The sequence below is a fragment of the Erysipelatoclostridium sp. An173 genome (assembly GCF_963931465.1).
Classification (GTDB): domain Bacteria; phylum Bacillota_I; class Bacilli_A; order Erysipelotrichales; family Coprobacillaceae; genus Thomasclavelia; species Thomasclavelia merdavium.
The window spans coordinates 1,533,690-1,553,068 of record NZ_OZ007017.1 but is presented as its reverse complement, the minus strand read 5'-3'; the positions used below and the strand labels follow the sequence as shown (position 1 = coordinate 1,553,068).

Sequence of the window (19,379 nt, the reverse complement as noted above, 5' to 3'; positions counted from 1 at the left end):
AAAGTATTAGGGGGGATAGGTAATGTCTGCAAGGACAAAGAAGTTTTTATCGTATTATCGACCATATTGGAAACTGTTTTTGGCTGATATGTTTTGTGCAATCGTTGGTGCTGGAGTAACCTTAGTTTTTCCAATGATTACTAGATATATTACAGGGACGGTTTTAATAGATGCTAATTTTGATATTATGATTATCTATAAATTAGGATTAATAATGGTTGTTCTAGTTGTTATTGAGTATTTATGTAATTATTTTATTGCTTATCAAGGCCATGTAATGGGTGTATTGATGGAACGTGACTTACGAAATGAGCTTTTTTTACATTATCAAAAATTGTCTTTTAGTTTTTATGATGAACAAAAAACCGGACAATTGATGTCTCGACTTACAAATGATTTATTTTCATTAACTGAATTATATCATCATGGTCCTGAAGATATTGTAATATCGCTAATTAAGTTTTTTGGGGCTTTTATCATTTTAGCAACAATTAATTTAAAATTAACACTGATTATTTTTGCTTTTATACCAGTCATGGGAGCTTTTATTATTTATTATAATAAAAAGATGAAAAAAGCTTATAAAAAAAATAAACAACGTGTTGGTGATATTAATGCGCGTTTAGAAGATAATTTATCGGGAATCAGGGTTGTAAAAAGTTTTAGTAATGAAGATTATGAAATTGATCGATTTCATCACGAAAACAATCGTTATGTAAAAAGCAAACGTAATAGTTACTATTATATGGGAAGATTCCATTCAGGTCTTGGTGCTTTTACTAGTATGATTACAGTTGTAGCAGTATTCTTTGGAGCTATTTTTATTTCTAAAGAAACTTTAACGACACCTGATTTAATTGCTTTTTTACTTTATGTAAATAATCTTATCGATCCAGTAAAGAAATTTATTAACTTTACTGAACAGTTCCAAGATGGAATTACTGGTTTTGAACGTTTTATGGAAATTTTAGAAATCGAACCAGATATAACAGATTCTAAAGATGCTAAAGATTTAACAAATGTCAAAGGGAAGATTGAATATCAGCATGTTGATTTTCGATATAATGAAAATAGTGATTATATTTTAAAGGATATAAATCTAAAAATCGAGCCTGGTGAATATGTGGCTTTAGTAGGAATGTCGGGAGCTGGTAAAACGACTATTTGTTCTTTATTACCGCGTTTTTATGAAGTTAGTGCTGGAAATATTTTAATCGATGATCAAAATATAAAAGATATCAAACTAAATTCATTGCGACAAAATATTGGTATTGTCCAACAAGATGTTTATTTATTTGCTGGTACAATTTTAGATAATATTCGTTATGGACGTAATGATGCTAGTGATGAAGAAGTTATTGCAGCAGCTAAAAAAGCTAATGCTCATGATTTTATCATGGAATTACCTGATGGTTATTATACAGATTGCGGTCAACGTGGCGTTAAGTTATCTGGTGGTCAAAAACAGCGTTTAAGTATAGCTCGAGTATTTTTAAAAAATCCACCTATTTTAATTTTTGACGAAGCTACTAGTGCTCTTGATAATGAAAGTGAATATATTGTTCAAAAATCTTTAGAGTCATTAGCTAAAAATCGAACTACTTTGGTAATTGCTCATCGTTTATCAACAATCAAAAATGCTAAACGAATTTGTGTACTTTCACCTGAAGGAATTGTAGAACAAGGAACACATGAAGAATTGATGGCTAAAAATGGACAATATGCAACATTGTATAAAATGAATTTTAATAAATAATATTTAGGAGTAAAAAAATGGATAAATATACTTTTGATGACAATCCTCAAGCTATTTTCAATCCTGCTGATATTGTTGAAAAAATTGCTGACTGTCCTAAAATTGCAGTTAGTGTTTTTGCTAATAATTTAATTGAAAATGCTTTAAAAAAATATCCGCATCATGTTGTTGCTTATTTAAAAAGTGCTAATGGCAAATTACCATTTTACTGTCTTAAAATTGGTACTTATGAAATTGGTTTAATTATGGCCCAGGTAGGAGCACCTACGTTAGTTTGTGAATATGAAGAATTATTTGCTTTAGGGGTTGAAAAACTTGTTGTTTTTGGAACTTGTGGAGTATTAGATGCTAATATTAAAGATTGTTCAATTATTGTACCGAATATTGCAATTAGAGATGAAGGGACTAGTTATCATTATGTAAAAGCTGGTCATGAAATAGCTGTTAATGTTAAGCGATTCGATGACTTACTTGCATTTTTAAAGATGAAAAAGATTAATTATACTGTTGGAAAGGTTTGGAGCAATGATGCTATTTATCGAGAAACAGTAAATAAAGTTAAAATCCGCAAAGAGCAAGGATGTATATGTGTTGATATGGAATGTTCAGCTATAGCAGCTTTAGCCAAATTTAGAGATTATGAAATAACACAGTTTTTTTATAGTGCAGATAATCTTGGTAGTGAAAATTATGAACTGCGCAGTTTGGATAACGAAGAAAAAATTGATCAAAAAAATACTATTGTTGATTTAGCGATTGAATTTGCAATATATTTACTGGATAAATAATTTTCTTAGTTGTCATTTTTAATTAATACATTATAATAACTTTATAAGGTGGTGAGTTTATGAAAAAGTTTTTCTTTTTTGATATTGATGGAACATTAACGAATGATAATCCTGGTGGAATTGTTTTACCATCAACTTTTAAAACATTAGATAAATTAAGAGCTAATGGTCATTTTGTCGCTATTGCAACCGGTCGAGCTCATTGGATGGCAATGGAATTTAGTAAAACTTCTAAGATTGATAATTTAGTTTGTGATGGTGGCAATGGGTTAGTAATTAATGGTAAATTATTGGGAATTGAACCATTAAATCGTAAAATTTGTTTAGAGATAATTGATGAATGTTTAGAAAATCATTTTCCATTTGCTGTTTCTTTAGGTGACAATCCCCAATTATATAGCTGTAATGACTGGATAAATGGGTATCATTTACCAGGTGATTTAATAATCGATGAAACATTGGATTTTCATCAAGTTGATCAAATTTTTAAAATTTTTATCATGGCAACACCTAAACAAGAATCTTTATTAAAATCAATTCATAAATTAGGCTATATGCGTTATCATGGCGATCAACTGATAGTTGAGCCGATTGAAAAATATCAAGGTATTTTAAAAATGGTTGATATATTAAAAGGAAATCCGCAAGATATTGTTGTTTTTGGCGATGGGATTAATGATATTTCTATGATGAAACAAGCTCCTTGTTCAATTGCTATGGGTAATGCTATTGATGAAGTAAAAAAGGCAGCTACCTTTGTTACTAAATCAAATAAAGAAGATGGTATTGAATTTGCCTGTAAATATTTTGGCTGGATTGATTAAATGTGGTATACTATAAATAGGTGATAGTATGGAATTTTTAAAATGGTTAATAATGATTGTAGCAATTTTTGTGTTATTGATTTTAGGATGTTATTTCTTATTGAAAAGTGAAGAAAGGAAACGTCAGAATACAAAATTGTATCATAATAACGTAAAAAAGATTCAACAAACTAATGAAATGCTTGATGAAGTAATTGAAGAATTAGAGACTTATAATGAGCCATTAAGGATGTTTAGTGATCAAATTACGGCGATTAAAGATAATTTTCTTAATCATAAATAGTAAAAACTATTGACATCTAAAAAAATATTTTTATAATGTTTAAGTGTTAAACCTGATGAAAAAGAGAGTAATTTAATTGAGTTTGATAGCGAGCTAACGATGGTGGAAGGTTAGTAAATAGATTGAATGAACCGCACTTTTGAGGGGACTATTTGAACTAATAGTAGGGTAGTCAGTAAGTCTGCTTTAAAGACAAGAGTGGATATATTATTATATCAATAAGAGTGGTACCGCGGAATTATTCGTCTCTTAGCATGTTGCTAAGAGACTTTTTATTTTATCAAGAGAGGAGAAGGAAAATGAAAAAATTATTCAAAGGTTTATTAATTGGTGCTTTAGTATTTACAATGGTTGGCTGTGGAGGAAATTCAGATAATGAAAGTTCTAATAACAGCTCTGATGACTCTGTTACATTAACAATTGGTGTTTCACCAGATTATCCACCATATGAATCATTAGATACTAATAATAATATTGTTGGTTTCGATGCTGAAATGGTAAAATTATTTGAACAATATTTAACTGAAGATGAAGGTGTAACATACAATTTAGAATTCAAACAAATGGATTTTGATAACATTATTACTCAACTTCAAGGAGATCAAATTGATTTAGGTATTTCTGGTTTTACTTATGATGAAAGTCGTCGTGTTGAATGGTCTGATCCATATACTGCTACTGCTCAAGTAGCTGTTATGCCAAGTGATACTGATATTAAAGAAGTTAGTGATTTAAATGGTAAAAGAATTGCTGCTCAAACAGGATCTACTGGAGAAGATGCTGCTAATGAAGTTGAAGGGGCTGAAGTTGTAAGTATGACTGATGTTCAAGATATGTTTACAGGTTTATCATCTCATCAATATGATGCAGTAATCGTTGACTTAGCAGTAGCTAAAAACTATGTAAATAATGGGCAATTCGTTTATCTTGATGAATCATTAATGGATGAAGAAAACTATGTTATTGCTAAAGAAGGAAATACTGAATTAATTGAAAAAATTAATAAATGTATTGAAAAATTCTTAGCATCTGATGAATATACTCAATTATGTGATGAATATGGTTTATTAAAATTAGAAGATTAGTAAAGAGGTAATTATTGATGTTTGTTGCATTTAATGAAATTTTTACCCCTGAAAATATTTTATACTTAGTAAAAGGAGCTGTGGTGTCGCTAATTATTGCGGCTCTCTCTCTTTTTATCGGTTTAATATTCGGGATTTTGGGTGCTACGGCTAAACGTTCTAAATATCGTATTTTTAGAATTATTGGAAATGTTTATGTAGAAATTATTCGTGGTACACCGATGTTATTACAAATATTATTACTGTTTTCAGTTGTTCCATCAATCTATACAGCAATTACTGGTGGTGTTTTAAGAATTAATACCTATGTAATTGGGGTAATTGCTATGAGTATTAATAGTGGTGCTTATTCAACTGAATTAATTAGAAGTGGAATTAATGGTGTTGATAAAGGGCAATGGGAAGCTTGTAAAACATTAGGATTAACACATCGTCAAACAATGCAGTTAGTTATCTTGCCACAAGCCTTTAAAAGAATTGTTCCACCAATGATTAGTGAATTCATAACTTTAATAAAAGACTCATCATTAATTAGTTGTATTGGTGCTGTTGAATTATTAAGATCAGCTCAAGTAATTGGAACTCAATATTTTGATGTAATGTCTCCATATTGTATGGCGGCTGTATTATATTTAATTATGACCATTAGTATTTCATATGTCGGAAGATATGTAGAAAGGAAGTTAGCTGTAAGTGATTAAGGTAGAACATATAACTAAAAAATTTAATGATTTAGTTGCTGTTAATGATGTTTCATTAGAAATAAAAAAAGGTGAAATTGTTTCACTTATTGGACCTTCAGGATCTGGTAAAAGTACTGTTTTAAGATGTATCATTGGTTTAGAAAAGCCTGAAGAAGGAAAGATATTTATTGATGGTCAGGAATTTAATGAAGATAGTGAAAATTATAGTCAACTATTGAAGAAAATGGGATTTGTTTTCCAGCATTTTAATTTATTCCCACACAAGACGGTTTTAGAAAATTTAACTTTAGCACAGATTAAAGTTTTAAATCGCAGTGAAGATGAAGCAATTGCTGTTGCTCAAAAATATTTAGACCGCGTTGGATTATTAGATAAACAAGATGAATATCCAAATAAGCTTTCAGGGGGACAAAAACAAAGGGTAGCAATTGCTCGTTCTCTATGTATGAATCCTGAAGTTATGCTTTTTGATGAACCAACTAGTGCCCTGGATCCAGAAATGGTTATTGAAGTTCTTGAAGTAATGCAAGAATTAGCTAAAGAAGGAATGACGATGGTAGTCGTTACTCATGAAATGGGTTTTGCTAGAAATGTTGGAGATCGTGTAATTTTCTTAGAAGAAGGTCGGATTATTGAAGAGGCACCTGCTGAAGAGTTCTTTACTAACCCAAAATCTAAACGGGCTATTGACTTTTTAAGCAAGGTGATGCACTAATGAAAATTGATTTATTTGATGTTGAATTATGGATGACAGAACATGAAGTTGATTATCGCTATAATTTAGCGGAAACTTGTGTTGCTTCAATGAGCATAAATGATTTATTAGAATTAAGTGGTAATCGTGATAAAATTCTTAATGATATTTTAACAACAAAACTAGATTATGGTCCAATTGTTGGTAGCGAAAGATTAAGAAGTCAGATTTGTAAATTGTATAAAACAGGAGATATTGATAATATAACAATCACGCAAGGGTGTATAAATGCAAACGAGTTAGTATTAATTAGTTTATTAAATCCAGGTGATCATATTATAACAGTTACTCCTACTTATCAGCAGTTCTATTCATTTCCTAAATCGTTGCAAGTAGCAACTTCATTGATTGAATTAAAAGAAGAAAATAATTGGATTCCTGATATCGATGAATTTAAAGAGGCAATTAATGAGCAGACAAAAATGATTTGTTTAGTCAATCCTAATAATCCTACTAGTACTAAATATACTAAAGAATTTTTGATGAAATTAATAGAAATTGCTAAAGAAAAAAATATTTATATTTTCTGTGATGAAGTTTATCAAGGATTAAAGGATGATGAAGTTTCTATTAGTGATCTTTATGATTTAGGAATTTCTACATCTTCATTATCGAAAATCACTTCATTTGCAGGACTTAGATTAGGGTGGATCAAGGCTAATCATGAAATCATTAAATTAATTAATGATCGCCGTGATTATCATATCATTTCAACTGGTTATTTATCAGATTATTTAGGATCAATTGTTCTAGAAAACTATAATACAATATTAAAAAGAAGTCGTAACATTATTGAAAAAAATCGAAAAATCTTAATTGACTGGTTAGAAAAAGAACCATTGGTAGATTGTGTTGTACCACCTGTAGGAACGATAGCTTTTTTAAAGTATCATTTACCAATACCATCAAGAGAGTTATGTGAAAAGTTACAAAAAGATACTGGAGTATTTTTTGTTCCTGGAGCCTGCTTTGGTAATGAATATCATCTTCGTTTTGGCTTTGCTAATAAAAGCGAAGATATTGAAGCTGGATTAGCTCTTTTTTCTAAATGGTTACATAGTCAAAATAAATAAGTCCAAAATGATTGGACTTTTTTTATTTGTTTTCAATAAACAGATATTTGTAACAAATGATCATTGAAGCAATTGTTGAAAAAATAATCCCTATTAAAGTACTAATGGCAATACTAAATGCTTTTAAATACGGACTAAGAATAAATATTAATATTATTTGTAAGGTGGATTGAATAATACTGATAATAAACATTGCTTTATTTTTATTTAGAGCCTGTAAAAGAGCACTTAGTGGTGTACCTAAATAGTAGATCGTAAATGGAATTGCCATATATTTAAGATAATTGGCACCACTTGTGGTATTGTATAGAAGTTGTAAACAATTTTTCGGAAAAAAATAAAAAATCAAGGTAAATGGAATACTGATCATGACACTTCCTATTAAGGCAACTAAAAGGTGATAGCGAGCTGCTTTGATTTGATGATAGGCAACATCATTAGTAATAATAGGTAAAATTAAACGATAAATCACCCCGTTAAAAAATGTTGGTGTTACAAGTAAGGAAATAACATAACCACTAATTATGGCATATTGATTATGAATTGTGGTTTTATCTAAACCTATTTTACTTAAAACATAAACTAAGACAATTGGTTCTAAAAAACTGATTAAACATTGATAAAGTCTAGAGCCGGTTAAAGGCATCGCAATATTAAGCATATCCTTAATTTGTAAATTAGCTACTAATTCTTGTTTGTTTAAAATAACTAAATGTTTTTTGTTTAATCTTGTAAGTAAATAGATAATAGAAGCCAGTTCGCCAACAGACATAGCAAGCATTGCAAAAGTTACTAAATAATTGTTAGCTAAATAAGAAAATGATTTGATCATGATATAACTAAAACTTAAACGTGCTGCTTCTTCAATAAAACCCGCTTTAGCAACTAAAAATACATTTTGTTTAGCGAGAAAATAATTTTTAATAATGCCACTTATTCCAACTAGTGGGATAAATAAAATTAATGATAATAATGGATAAAAAGCATCATCGTTTTTTAATAAATTATGACTTATAAATTGACTAGAAAATAACAGGGTACTCATTACTATGATACCCGCAAATAGACTAATAGTTATTGCTGAAATGATTATTTTTTTATTATTGTATTTAGGATTGGCAATAAGACGAAAAACAGCAGAAGGAATGCCTAGCTGTCCTAAAGTTATGCATAAAGAAACAGTAGGCATAACTAGAAAATATAAAGCCATTGCTTCTTGTGATAATTGTCGTGCTAAAATCATCCGATTAAGGATACTAAATAGTTTAGTGATCGCAGAACTTGCGGAAAGAATGATGAAAGAATTTATTAGTTTTCTTTTCATAAAGCACTTCCTTTCTGATGAAATTTGTCATATAATATGTAAGTGACTTTTGAAACGGAGGGCTAATAGTGAAAACTGGTAATGATTTTAAATTCAATAAAAGAGACCTAAATTTTTTAATTAAATTAAAAGCCCGTGATTTTAGACAACATGATATTCATAATATTACTGAACAACAAATAAAAGATTATTTATTTGATTGCAAATGGAAACAACGTGATTCAATTCCAATGTGCGAGATTGTTGATGATATTATGAACTTAAACTTTTCTGAGCTTTTTGACTATTTAAGTTTACAAGTAGTTAAAGAAGCATCGCATTTGAGTATAAATGATTTTTCGGATTTTATTTCAAAATAGTTGCATTGCAACTATTTTTATTTGAAAGGAGTTTCTATGAACTGGCGAATTATAAATGATTTGGACTATAAAGATTATATGCAGGAATATCAGATTAATTCATTGCTTGCAAAAATATTTGCTTATAAACAATATTCAAAACAAGATATTGAATTAATGTTATCTAATCGTTTGATGTATCATGATTTTTCTTTGTTTTCTGAAGCTGAAATAACTTTAGAGAGAATTCAAGAAGCAATTGAAAATCAAGAAAAAATTTGTATATATGGCGATTATGATTGTGATGGGATTTTAGCGACTGCTATTTTAGTTGACGCTTTTAGACAACTAGGTATTGAAGTAGGATATCATATTCCTAATCGTCAAGAAGATGGGTACGGTTTAAATGTAAATAGGGTAGAACAGATTGCAAGTAAAAATTATAGTTTGATAATTACTGTAGATAATGGTATAAAAGCTTATGATGCAATAGAACGAGCTAATGAGTTAGGTGTTGATGTCATTGTTACTGACCATCATAATTATGATGATGAATTGCCTGATGCTTTTTCAATTATTCATACTAAAATATCACCAGATTATCCTTTTAAAGAAATTTCCGGTGGATTTGTTGCTTATAAGCTGGCTAGTGCTTTATTAAACAAACATGATCAATATTTATTTTGTTTGGCGGCCATAACAACAATTTCAGATATGATGCCTTTATTAGATGAAAATCGAGCTTTAGTAAAACGAGCATTATTATTTATGAAAAATAATAAATATCCCCAATTAGAATTATTGTTAGGTAATAGTTCTGGTTATGATGTCACTAAAATAGGTTATACAATTGCCCCTAAAATTAATTCTTTTGGAAGGTTAAGTGAAATCGTTAGTCCTAATCATTTAGTTAAATATTTTCGCCAGGATGCTTCAATTGGTATTTTGAAAGCTGTAAGTCAAAAAGCTGTTGAAATTAATTCAAAAAGACAAAACATGACTAATCAGCAATATAAGCAGGTTCTTTCAACACTTAAACCAAATGACCAGTATTTATATTGTTATCAAAGTGAATTACATGAAGGTTTAATAGGATTAGTTGCTGGAAAGTATACTCATCAATTTAATCGACCTAGTTTTGTCATGACTTTTGATAGTGATAAAAATATGTATAAAGGTAGTGCTCGAGGAATTGAAGGAATTCCTTTGAATCAGATTTTTGAACAAGTTCAAGATGTTTTAGACAGTTATGGTGGTCATGCTTTAGCTGGTGGTTTTAGTGTAAGTATAGATAATGTTGAAAAATTAAAAGAGCGTTTAGATATATATCTTGATCAATTACTTGCAAACTATCAAATTCCCCCTGTTGATGTTATTGCTGTAGAGATTAATGAAATTAAAATAAATAATGTAAAACAGTTACAGCTATTAGAACCTTTAGGTAAGGGAAATGAGGAAATGAGTTTTTTTGTAGCTAATTTGCCAGTAAGTAAAGTAACTGCTCTTTCAAATGGTAAACATATAAGATTTGATTTAGATTTACCTAAAACTAGAGGTCAAGCATTGTTTTTTAATCACGGAGATTTATATGATAAATATAAAAATGTAAAAAGTATTGATGTTATCGGGAAATTTAGTATTAATGTTTTTAATAATATCGAATCAGTTAATTTAATTATCGAAGATATAAATGGTTTTAATTAGACTATAAAAATGTTATAATTGTTAATCATAGGATATGATTGTGGAGGAATAGAGATGGATTTATCAAAATATGTTGCGGATATCCAGGATTTTCCTGAAGAAGGAGTTTTATTTAGAGATGTTACACCATTATTAAAAGATAAAGATGCTTATAAAGAAGCAATTGATCGTTTCGTTGCTTGGGCTAATGATCTTGGTGTAAAAACTGATATTGTAGCTGGACCAGAAGCAAGAGGTTTTTTATTTGGATGCCCAGTTGCTTACCAGTTAAATGCAGGGTTTGTACCTGTAAGAAAACCAGGTAAATTACCACGAGAAACTATAAGTGAAAAATATGATTTAGAATATGGTACTAATGAAGTATTTATGCATGCTGATAGTATTTTACCTGGACAAAATGTTATTATTGTTGATGACTTACTAGCTACTGGAGGAACTGTTGAAGCAACAGTTAAATTAGTTGAACGATTAGGTGGAAAAGTAGCTGGAATTGCATTTTTTATTGAATTAGAAGCTTTAGAAGGACGTAAACGTCTTCAAGGTTATAATGTTTATTCAATGTTAAAGTATTAAAAAAGAGAGTTACTCTCTTTTTTAATAATAGGGGGTGAAAATATGGCAGAGTTTAAAGGAGCTGGCGATACCGTAACAATTGATGATGTTTTAGAAGTATGTGGTAAATATATTACAAATCAAGACAGCATTGCTCTAATCAATCGTGCTTATGATTATATTATGGAAAAACATGCTGGACAAAAAAGAAAAAGCGGGGAACCATATACTAATCATTTAATTTGGGTTGCTTATATTTTGGCTACTTTACAAACCGGTCCGGCAACAATAACTGCTGGTTTATTACATGATGTCATGGAAGATTGTGGCGTTTCCCATGAAGAAATGGTTGATCAATTTGGTGAAGAGATTACTAGTCTAGTAGAGGGAGTTACTAAAATTGGTAAAATGCCATTTAAAGATGAAGCTGATGTCTATGCAGAAAATCATCGTAAAATATACATTGCGATGGCTAAAGATATTCGAGTTATTTTAATTAAATTTGCAGACCGGTTGCATAATATGCGAACTTTGCAGTATATGCCACCTAAAAAACAAAAAAAGATTTCGCGAGAAACCTTAGAGGTTTATACACCGATTGCTCATCGTTTAGGGATTAATGATATTAAAACGGAATTAGAAGATTTAAGTTTGTATTATTTAGATCCGATTGCTTATAATGAAATATCTAAATTATTAGCAACTAAACAAGAAGAACGTAAAGAATCTGTTGCTAAGATGATGGCTTCAGTTGAAAAAATGCTGAAAGAAAATAACTATCAATATCGAATCTTAGGACGAGCTAAGTCGATTTATAGTATTTATAAAAAAATGTTTGTAAAAAAGAAACGTTTTGATGAACTATATGACTTATATGCTTTAAGAATAATTACTAAAGATAAGATGGACTGTTATAGTATTTTAGGGTTGATTCATGATCAATATCGTCCAATTCCAGGTCGTTTTAAAGATTATATTGCAATGCCTAAACCTAATATGTATCAATCATTGCATACATCTGTAATTGGTGAAGATGGTAATACTTTTGAAATCCAAATTAGAACTGAAGAAATGGATGAGTTAGCAGAACTTGGGGTAGCTGCTCATTGGCGCTATAAAGAAAACCGTGGGTATTCATCTAAAAGAGAACAACAGGAAATTGGTGAAAAGCTGCAATGGTTACGTGAATTTATTTCTTTAAGTGATGATATTAAAGATGGTGATGCTAAAGAATATTATGATTCATTAAAACATGATATTTTTGAAGCAAATGTTTATGTATTAACACCACAAGGAAAAATCGTTGAATTGCCAAATGGGGCTACACCGATTGATTTTGCTTATCGTATTCATACTGAAGTTGGGCATAAAGCAGTTGGCGCTTTAGTAAACAATGTTATGGTGCCAATTGATACAAAATTAAAAACTGGTGATGTTGTAGAAATTAAAACAAATAAACAATCACCAGGTCCAAGTGAAGACTGGTTAAAATTTGTACGAACAGCTGGTGCTCGAAATAAGATTCGTCAATTTATCGCTAAACGTGAAGCCGAAACTAAAAAAGATGTTATTGAAGACGGTCGTAAAATTCTTCGTGATGAGATTCGTAAACGAGGCTTAGATGAAAAGAAATATATGGATAGTGATACTTATAAGACTTTTTTAGGATCTTTTGGAGCTCGTAGCTTTGATGATATTTTATATTTCATTGGTAAGAAAAGTTTACCGGTTATGAATGTTCTTGATCGTGTTGCTCCTAAAAAATCTGGCTTTTTTGATAGTATTTCTAAAATGCTACAACGTAATAATCAAGCTAATGAAAGGATGCAATCAGCTAGAAATAGTTCTGGGGTAGTTGTAAAAGGAATCGATGGTCTTAAAATTCAATTATCTAAGTGCTGTAACCCAATTCCCGGTGACGACATTATCGGCTTTGTTTCTCAAGGACAAGGAATTAAAGTTCATCGAAAAGATTGTCCTAATATCCAGCAGCCGGATATTCAAGCTCGGTTAATTGATGTTTATTGGGATTTTGCATCAATTACTACTATGAGATTTCAAGCTGATTTAGAAATTGTTGGGTTGGATCGTCCTAACTTGTTAAATGATGTTGTAACGGCTCTTGGACAAATGAAAATCAATATTTTAAAAATTAATGCTGATATTGTAGATATGAAAGCAATCATAAAATTGAAAATATCTGTTGAGGATGCTTCAAGATTACAACAAGCAATTGATAATATTGATCGTATCCAGGGAATCTATGAAATAAAAAGAATTATTCATTAGTTGATAAATGAGAGATTTTTATTTATTTACTGATAATTTTAAATAAAAAAGTAACTCAAAATTAATATGGGTTGCTTTTTTTTAAAATTTTATATATAATCATTTTAATCCGATGAACAAGATTAAATAATTAATTCTTTTATGTAGAGAAAATACGGCTGGTGAAAGTATTTAAAAGAAGATTATGGGACACTTGGGAGGAGTTACTTTGAAAGACAGTAGGAGTAAACGTTTGTTGCGTTAAGACAAGAGTGCGTGTCAAAAAACACGAATTAAGGTGGTACCGCGTTAGTTAACGTCCTTATTTTTAAGGACGTTTTTATATTATTAAGGAGGGAAAAAGATGAATTATAAAGCGCCACGTGGAACTGTAGATATTTTGCCAGAACAAAGTAATAAATGGCAAACATTAGAACAGCTAATTAGAACAATTTGTGCTAATTATAATGTTAAAGAAGTTAGAACCCCTATCTTTGAACATACTGATTTATTTTGCCGTTCAGTAGGTGATACAACAGATATTGTTAGTAAAGAAATGTATACTTTTGCTGATAAAAAAGGGCGTTCTATTACTTTACGTCCTGAAGGAACAGCTGGAGTAGCTAGAGCATATGTTGAACATAAGATGTATGCTAATCCTGATAAAATTAGTAAGTTATATTATATTGGTCCAATGTTTCGTTATGAAAGACCTCAAAATGGTCGTCAAAGACAATTCCATCAATTTGGGGTAGAAATGATTGGTTATGAATCACCATATTTAGATGTTGAATGTATGACAATGGCTGTAACTTTAGTTAAAGCTTTAGGGTTAAAGGGTGTTAAACTACATATTAATACATTAGGTGATAATGAAAGTCGTGATACTTATCGTGAAGCGTTAAAAGCTCACTTTGCGCCATATTTAGATGAATTATGTAGTGATTGTAAAAATCGTTATGAAGCTAATCCGCTTAGAATTCTCGACTGTAAAGTCGATCGTAATCATCCAGCGATGGCTACAGCACCAAAAACATTAGATTATTTAAATGAACATAGTAAAGCTCATTTTGAAAAAGTATGTCAACTATTAGACGAATTAGAAATTGAATATGTAGTTGATCCTAATTTAGTTAGAGGTTTAGATTATTATTGTCATACAGTATTTGAAGTTATTTCTGATGATCCTCGTTTAGGAGCTGGTTCAACTGTTGGCGGTGGTGGTCGTTATAACGGTTTAGTTCAAGAATTAGGTGGACCAGAAGCTCCAGGTGTTGGTTTTGCTTTTGGTATGGAAAGATTATTAATTGCTATGGATGATCAGTTACAAGAAGAAGATGGTTTAGATGTTTATGTTATGCCATTAGGTAAAGCTGCAAAAGATTTAGCAATGCAAATTACAACTATGTTAAGAGCTAATGGATTTACTGTTGATATGGATTATCAAGATCGCTCATTGAAGGCTCAATTTAAAACTGTTGATCGTTTAAATAGTCATTTTGCAATGATCATTGGTGATAAAGAAGTTGAACAAGAAGTTGTAAATATTAAATGTACTCATTCAAAAACACAAGATGTAGTACCAATTGAAAATATTGTAGCGTATATTGAAGATCATATGGAGGGACATAGTCATGAATAGAACTCACAATAATGGTGAATTAAGAATTAGTGATGTTGGTAAAACAGTTGAATTAAAAGGCTGGGTTGCTAAAAAGAGAAATTTAGGAGCTTTAGTTTTTATTGATTTACGTGATCGTTATGGGATTACCCAAATTGTATTAAATGAATCAATGGAAGAAATTTCTCGTGAAATAAAAAATGAATATGTTTTACACGTTGTTGGAAAAGTAATTGAAAGAAGTTCTAAGAATCCTAATTTACCAACAGGTGATATTGAAATTGAAGTAACTAGTATTGATATTATCAATACAGCAAAAGTTACCCCAATTTATACAACTGATGAAACTGATGCTAGTGACGATGCTAGAATGCAATATCGTTATTTAGATTTAAGAAGACCAGTAATGCAAGAAAAATTAATTACTCGTCATAAAATTACACGCAGTATTCGTAATTTTTTAGATGAACATGATTTTATTGATATTGAAACACCATATTTAAATCGTTCAACACCAGAGGGAGCAAGAGACTTTTTAGTTCCTTCAAGGGTTCATAATGGTTCATTTTATGCTTTGCCACAATCACCACAATTATTTAAACAATTATTGATGGTTGCTGGATTTGAAAGATATTATCAAATTGCTCGTTGTTTTAGAGATGAGGATTTACGAATTGATCGTCAACCTGAATTTACTCAAATTGATGTTGAAATGAGTTTTATGACAACTGATGAAATCATTACTTTAGGAGAACAAATGATTGCTCAAGTAATGAAAGATGTCAAAGGAATTGAAATTTCATTGCCATTACCTCGTATGACTTGGCATGAAGCTATGGAAAAATATGGGATCGACAAACCTGATATTCGTTTTGGTTTGGAATTAGTAAATCTTAATGAAACAGTTAAAGATGTTGATTTTATGGTCTTTAAATCAGCGTTAGAAGCTAATGGTTATGTAAAAGGTATTAATGTTAAAGGTCAAGCTAATAATTTTTCTCGTAAAGCTATTGATAAATTAACAGATATTGTAAAAACATATAAAGCTAAAGGATTAGCCTGGTTAAAAGTTAAAAATGGTAAAGGGGAAGGTCCTATTGCTAAATTCTTTAACGATGAACAAATGGAACGTTTATTAACAGCAATGGCTGCTAATGATGATGATTTATTGTTATTTGTAAGTGATGTAAAATATGATGTTGTTTGTAGTTCTCTTGCAGCATTACGTAATCATTTAGGTAAGGAATTAAAATTATATGATCCAAATGAATTTGCATATTTATGGGTAGTTGATTTCCCAATGTTTGAATTTGATGATGAAACTAATCGTTATTATGCAGTACATCATCCATTTACAAGACCTAAAGAAGAAGATATTGATAAAATTGAAAATGATCCAGCTCATTGTTTAGCTGATGCTTATGACATTGTTTTAAATGGTTTTGAATTAGGTGGTGGATCTCAAAGAATTTATGAACAAGATTTACAAGAACGTGCTTTTAAAGCATTAGGATTTACTCAAGAACGAATTGAAAGTCAATTCGGATGGTTTGTAGAAGCCTTCCAATATGGAACACCTCCTCATGGTGGTTTTGCTTTAGGATTAGACCGTTTAGCAATGATTTTAACTGGTAGTGAAAATATTCGTGAAGTAATTGCTTTCCCTAAAAATGCTAGTGCAGTTTGTCCAATGTCTAAGGCTCCAAGTGTTGTTGATCAAGAACAATTAGACGAATTAAAGATTGCGGTGATTGAAGATGAATAAGCAAAGAATTAATGAAGTTGTAAAAAACATGCAAGAAAATAATCTAGATTATTTATTAATTAGTGAACCATCATCAATTGATTATTTAATTAATTATGTTAATAATCCTGGAGAAAGAATGTATGTTTTAATGCTAGGGGCTAATGGTGATCATTGTTTATTTTTCAATAAACTATTCTTTGTGGAAAATGATTTAGGAATTGAAATTGCATGGCATAGTGATACCGATGATCCAACAGCTAGTATCGCAAGTAAAATAGCTGGAGCTAAAACTGTTGGTGTCGATAAACATTGGAGTGCTCACTTTTTACTTAGTTTAATGGAAAAGATGCCAGATACAAAATTTGTCAATGGTTCTAAATGTGTTGATTATGTTCGAATGGTCAAAGATAAAGAAGAACAAGAATTAATGATTGAAGCAAGTAAAATCAATGATAAAGCAGTTGACAAAATTATCAAATTAGTTGGTACTGGTTTATCAGAAAAACAAATTGCTGATCAGTTAGAAGATATTTATAAAGAACTTGGCGCTTCTGGAAATAGTTTTGAGCCAATTGTAGCTTTTGGGGCTAACGGTGCTAATCCTCATCATGAAAATGATGATAGTCAATTAAAACCAGGAGATAGTGTAATAATTGACATGGGTTGTAAATACCATGGTTATTGTTCAGATATGACAAGAACAGTATTTTACAAAGAAGTTAGCGAAGAAGCTAAAAAGGTTTATCAGTTAGTTCGTAAGGCTAATGAAGCAGCTGAAGCAATGATCAAACCTGGCGTAAAACTTTGCGACATTGATAAAACAGCACGTGATATTATTAGTGAAGCTGGATATGGAAAAGAATTTAATCATCGTTTAGGACATTTCATTGGTAGAGATGTTCATGAATATGGTGATGTTTCAGTTAATTTTGATTTAGAAGTTAAAGAAGGAATGACTTTTTCTATTGAACCTGGTGTTTATTTACCTGGTAAATTTGGTGTTCGAGTTGAAGATTTAGTCTTAGTTACTAAAGATGGATGCCAAGTATTAAATAGTTATTCTAAGGATTTAATAGTTGTAAATGATTAAAAGTTTAATACTTTTAATCATTTTCTATCATTAAAAAGTAATAATTTTTTCTTGACTATTAAATACATTTATCATAAATTGTGTTAAAATGAGATGGTGAGGTGACAGTATGTATTATTTTATAGGTATAAAAGGTTCAGGGATGGCGCCATTAGCCGAAATCCTTCATGAACTAGGAAATGATGTTTGTGGTAGTGATATTGATAAATATATTTTTATTGAAGATGAATTAAGAAAGAGAAATATCCCTATTTATTCTTTTGATCCAAATAACATTAAAGATGGCTATACAGTTATAATTGGAAATGCTTTTGGTGATGACCATGAAGAAGTAAAAGCAGCACTAGCAAATCCAAATGTTAAATGTTATCGTTATTTTGAATTTTTAGGAAAATTCATGGAAAACTTTATTTCTATCAGTATTGCTGGTACTCATGGGAAAACAACTACTACGGGTATGGCTTATCATTTATTTAAAGATTTTGCGAAAACTACCGTTTTAATTGGTGATGGTACTGGTTATGCAACTAAAGATAGTAAATATTTTATTGCCGAATCTTGTGAATTCCAAGATCATTTTTTACATTATTATCCACAATATGCAATTATCAATAATATTGAATTAGATCATGTTGATTATTTTGGTAATCTAGAAAGATATATTGAATCTTTTGAAAAATTTGCTAATCAAGTTAAAGATACAGTAATTGTATGGGGTGATGATCCAAATATCAAAAAAATCAATTTCAAAAAAAGAGTTATGAGATTTGGTTTAAATGACAATAATGATGTTAGAGCAGTCAATGTAATTGAAAACCATGATGGATTGTCATTTGATGTATATATTCATAATGAATTATTTGGACATTTTAATTTGCCATATTATGGAATGCATATGTTATATAATTCATTAGCGATTATTACTCTTGGATATTTAGAAAATATGAGCTGTGAATATATACAAGAAAAAATGGCTACATTTGAAGGTACTAAAAGACGGTATACAGTTACTGAAGTTGGTAACAATATATATGTTGACGATTATGCTCATCATCCAACAGCAATTAAATATGTAATTGAAGCTACTCGGGTTAGATATCCTGGTAAAAAAATCGTAGCTGTGTTTAAGCCAGATCGTTATTCAAGAGGAGCTCGATTTGCTGTTGAGTTTGCTCAGGCGATGGATTTAGCGGATTATCCATATTTTTGTCCATTCCCTGAAAATGCGGTTAAAGAGGAAGGCATCGATATTGATATTTACGATATTGCTAAAAACTTACCTCGTTCTAAAGTAATCGGTGAAGACGACGAAGCAGCTAAAGAATTAGCTAAATATGATAATGTTGTGTTCTTATTTATGTCTAGTAAAGATATTTATAAACTAGAAGAAAAAGTTATTGCCGCAAAAAAATCTATGTAAGAATTTAGAAATATGTTATAATGATTTTTAGAAAGTTGAGGTAATGCT

Annotated in this window: 17 protein-coding genes and 2 other annotated features; of the genes, 16 read left to right on the top strand and 1 reads right to left on the bottom strand. The window is 30.1% G+C overall.

Going from position 1 to position 19,379, the window contains the following annotated elements:
• Positions 1 to 22: 22 nt before the first annotated feature.
• The 8 genes from ABGT36_RS07825 to ABGT36_RS07790 all read left to right on the top strand — a co-directional run bounded on the left by ABGT36_RS07825 (position 23) and on the right by ABGT36_RS07790 (position 7,267).
• Positions 23 to 1,756, top strand: coding sequence for an ABC transporter ATP-binding protein (locus ABGT36_RS07825; RefSeq protein ID WP_087298406.1), 1,734 nt, complete (start codon positions 23 to 25; stop codon positions 1,754 to 1,756).
• 17 nt (positions 1,757 to 1,773) lie between these two features.
• The gene (locus ABGT36_RS07820) at positions 1,774 to 2,544 is read left to right on the top strand and encodes a nucleoside phosphorylase (RefSeq protein WP_346677558.1); all 771 of its coding nucleotides are present in this window, start codon (positions 1,774 to 1,776) and stop codon (positions 2,542 to 2,544) included.
• A 59-nt stretch (positions 2,545 to 2,603) separates the two neighbouring features.
• The gene (locus ABGT36_RS07815) at positions 2,604 to 3,368 is read left to right on the top strand and encodes an HAD hydrolase family protein (RefSeq protein WP_346677556.1); all 765 of its coding nucleotides are present in this window, start codon (positions 2,604 to 2,606) and stop codon (positions 3,366 to 3,368) included.
• A gap of 28 nt (positions 3,369 to 3,396) precedes the next feature.
• Positions 3,397 to 3,651, top strand: coding sequence for a hypothetical protein (locus tag ABGT36_RS07810; protein ID WP_087298409.1), 255 nt, complete (start codon positions 3,397 to 3,399; stop codon positions 3,649 to 3,651).
• Positions 3,652 to 3,697: 46 nt separating this feature from the next.
• Positions 3,698 to 3,904, top strand: a binding site (T-box leader).
• A gap of 46 nt (positions 3,905 to 3,950) precedes the next feature.
• On the top strand, positions 3,951 to 4,736 hold the full coding sequence (locus ABGT36_RS07805) for a transporter substrate-binding domain-containing protein (protein WP_239404199.1): 786 nt from the start codon (positions 3,951 to 3,953) through the stop codon (positions 4,734 to 4,736).
• Positions 4,737 to 4,753: 17 nt separating this feature from the next.
• Positions 4,754 to 5,437, top strand: coding sequence for an amino acid ABC transporter permease (locus tag ABGT36_RS07800; protein WP_087298410.1), 684 nt, complete (start codon positions 4,754 to 4,756; stop codon positions 5,435 to 5,437).
• On the top strand, positions 5,430 to 6,155 hold the full coding sequence (locus tag ABGT36_RS07795; RefSeq protein ID WP_087370580.1) for an amino acid ABC transporter ATP-binding protein: 726 nt from the start codon (positions 5,430 to 5,432) through the stop codon (positions 6,153 to 6,155). Before ABGT36_RS07800 ends, ABGT36_RS07795 begins: the two co-directional genes overlap by 8 nt.
• Positions 6,155 to 7,267 carry an aminotransferase class I/II-fold pyridoxal phosphate-dependent enzyme gene (locus ABGT36_RS07790; RefSeq protein WP_346677555.1) on the top strand — a complete coding sequence of 371 codons (1,113 nt, stop codon included), beginning with the start codon at positions 6,155 to 6,157 and terminating at the stop codon, positions 7,265 to 7,267. Before ABGT36_RS07795 ends, ABGT36_RS07790 begins: the two co-directional genes overlap by 1 nt.
• A 22-nt stretch (positions 7,268 to 7,289) precedes the next feature.
• Here ABGT36_RS07790 and ABGT36_RS07785 read toward each other — a convergent pair whose 3' ends face one another.
• On the bottom strand, positions 7,290 to 8,591 hold the full coding sequence (locus tag ABGT36_RS07785; RefSeq protein WP_346677554.1) for an oligosaccharide flippase family protein: 1,302 nt from the start codon (positions 8,589 to 8,591) through the stop codon (positions 7,290 to 7,292).
• A gap of 68 nt (positions 8,592 to 8,659) precedes the next feature.
• On the opposite strand from ABGT36_RS07785, the gene ABGT36_RS07780 reads away from it, so the two are divergent.
• The 8 genes from ABGT36_RS07780 to ABGT36_RS07745 all read left to right on the top strand — a co-directional run bounded on the left by ABGT36_RS07780 (position 8,660) and on the right by ABGT36_RS07745 (position 19,331).
• Positions 8,660 to 8,950 carry a post-transcriptional regulator gene (locus ABGT36_RS07780; protein ID WP_300628535.1) on the top strand — a complete coding sequence of 97 codons (291 nt, stop codon included), beginning with the start codon at positions 8,660 to 8,662 and terminating at the stop codon, positions 8,948 to 8,950.
• Positions 8,951 to 8,986: 36 nt separating this feature from the next.
• Positions 8,987 to 10,633, top strand: a complete 1,647-nt coding sequence (gene recJ / locus ABGT36_RS07775; RefSeq protein ID WP_346677553.1) for a single-stranded-DNA-specific exonuclease RecJ — start codon at positions 8,987 to 8,989, stop codon at positions 10,631 to 10,633.
• 54 nt (positions 10,634 to 10,687) lie between these two features.
• Positions 10,688 to 11,206 carry an adenine phosphoribosyltransferase gene (locus tag ABGT36_RS07770; RefSeq protein WP_087298416.1) on the top strand — a complete coding sequence of 173 codons (519 nt, stop codon included), beginning with the start codon at positions 10,688 to 10,690 and terminating at the stop codon, positions 11,204 to 11,206.
• A gap of 42 nt (positions 11,207 to 11,248) precedes the next feature.
• Positions 11,249 to 13,474, top strand: a complete 2,226-nt coding sequence (locus ABGT36_RS07765; RefSeq protein WP_087370571.1) for a bifunctional (p)ppGpp synthetase/guanosine-3',5'-bis(diphosphate) 3'-pyrophosphohydrolase — start codon at positions 11,249 to 11,251, stop codon at positions 13,472 to 13,474.
• Between the two features lie 103 nt (positions 13,475 to 13,577).
• Positions 13,578 to 13,780: a binding site (T-box leader), on the top strand.
• 37 nt (positions 13,781 to 13,817) lie between these two features.
• Positions 13,818 to 15,095 (top strand): histidine--tRNA ligase, encoded by a 1,278-nt coding sequence (hisS, locus tag ABGT36_RS07760; protein ID WP_087298418.1) that lies wholly within the window; start codon positions 13,818 to 13,820, stop codon positions 15,093 to 15,095.
• Positions 15,088 to 16,839, top strand: coding sequence for an aspartate--tRNA ligase (gene aspS / locus ABGT36_RS07755; RefSeq protein ID WP_087298419.1), 1,752 nt, complete (start codon positions 15,088 to 15,090; stop codon positions 16,837 to 16,839). Before hisS ends, aspS begins: the two co-directional genes overlap by 8 nt.
• Positions 16,832 to 17,911: a Xaa-Pro peptidase family protein gene (locus ABGT36_RS07750; RefSeq protein WP_087298420.1), complete on the top strand. Its 1,080-nt coding sequence runs from the start codon at positions 16,832 to 16,834 to the stop codon at positions 17,909 to 17,911. The genes aspS and ABGT36_RS07750 overlap by 8 nt, the downstream gene beginning before the upstream one ends.
• 109 nt (positions 17,912 to 18,020) lie before the next feature.
• Positions 18,021 to 19,331: a UDP-N-acetylmuramate--L-alanine ligase gene (locus ABGT36_RS07745; protein WP_300628525.1), complete on the top strand. Its 1,311-nt coding sequence runs from the start codon at positions 18,021 to 18,023 to the stop codon at positions 19,329 to 19,331.
• The last annotated feature ends 48 nt before the right edge of the window (positions 19,332 to 19,379 follow it).

Coding starts and splice junctions, on each gene's coding strand:
- ABGT36_RS07800 (WP_087298410.1), top strand. CDS start 4,754: ATGTTTGTTGCATTTAATGAAATTTTTACCCCTGAAAATATTTTATAC.
- ABGT36_RS07790 (WP_346677555.1), top strand. CDS start 6,155: ATGAAAATTGATTTATTTGATGTTGAATTATGGATGACAGAACATGAA.
- ABGT36_RS07805 (WP_239404199.1), top strand. CDS start 3,951: ATGAAAAAATTATTCAAAGGTTTATTAATTGGTGCTTTAGTATTTACA.
- ABGT36_RS07820 (WP_346677558.1), top strand. CDS start 1,774: ATGGATAAATATACTTTTGATGACAATCCTCAAGCTATTTTCAATCCT.
- ABGT36_RS07750 (WP_087298420.1), top strand. CDS start 16,832: ATGAATAAGCAAAGAATTAATGAAGTTGTAAAAAACATGCAAGAAAAT.
- ABGT36_RS07815 (WP_346677556.1), top strand. CDS start 2,604: ATGAAAAAGTTTTTCTTTTTTGATATTGATGGAACATTAACGAATGAT.
- ABGT36_RS07825 (WP_087298406.1), top strand. CDS start 23: ATGTCTGCAAGGACAAAGAAGTTTTTATCGTATTATCGACCATATTGG.
- ABGT36_RS07810 (WP_087298409.1), top strand. CDS start 3,397: ATGGAATTTTTAAAATGGTTAATAATGATTGTAGCAATTTTTGTGTTA.
- ABGT36_RS07785 (WP_346677554.1), bottom strand. CDS start 8,591: ATGAAAAGAAAACTAATAAATTCTTTCATCATTCTTTCCGCAAGTTCT.
- hisS (WP_087298418.1), top strand. CDS start 13,818: ATGAATTATAAAGCGCCACGTGGAACTGTAGATATTTTGCCAGAACAA.
- aspS (WP_087298419.1), top strand. CDS start 15,088: ATGAATAGAACTCACAATAATGGTGAATTAAGAATTAGTGATGTTGGT.
- ABGT36_RS07765 (WP_087370571.1), top strand. CDS start 11,249: ATGGCAGAGTTTAAAGGAGCTGGCGATACCGTAACAATTGATGATGTT.
- ABGT36_RS07745 (WP_300628525.1), top strand. CDS start 18,021: ATGTATTATTTTATAGGTATAAAAGGTTCAGGGATGGCGCCATTAGCC.
- ABGT36_RS07770 (WP_087298416.1), top strand. CDS start 10,688: ATGGATTTATCAAAATATGTTGCGGATATCCAGGATTTTCCTGAAGAA.
- recJ (WP_346677553.1), top strand. CDS start 8,987: ATGAACTGGCGAATTATAAATGATTTGGACTATAAAGATTATATGCAG.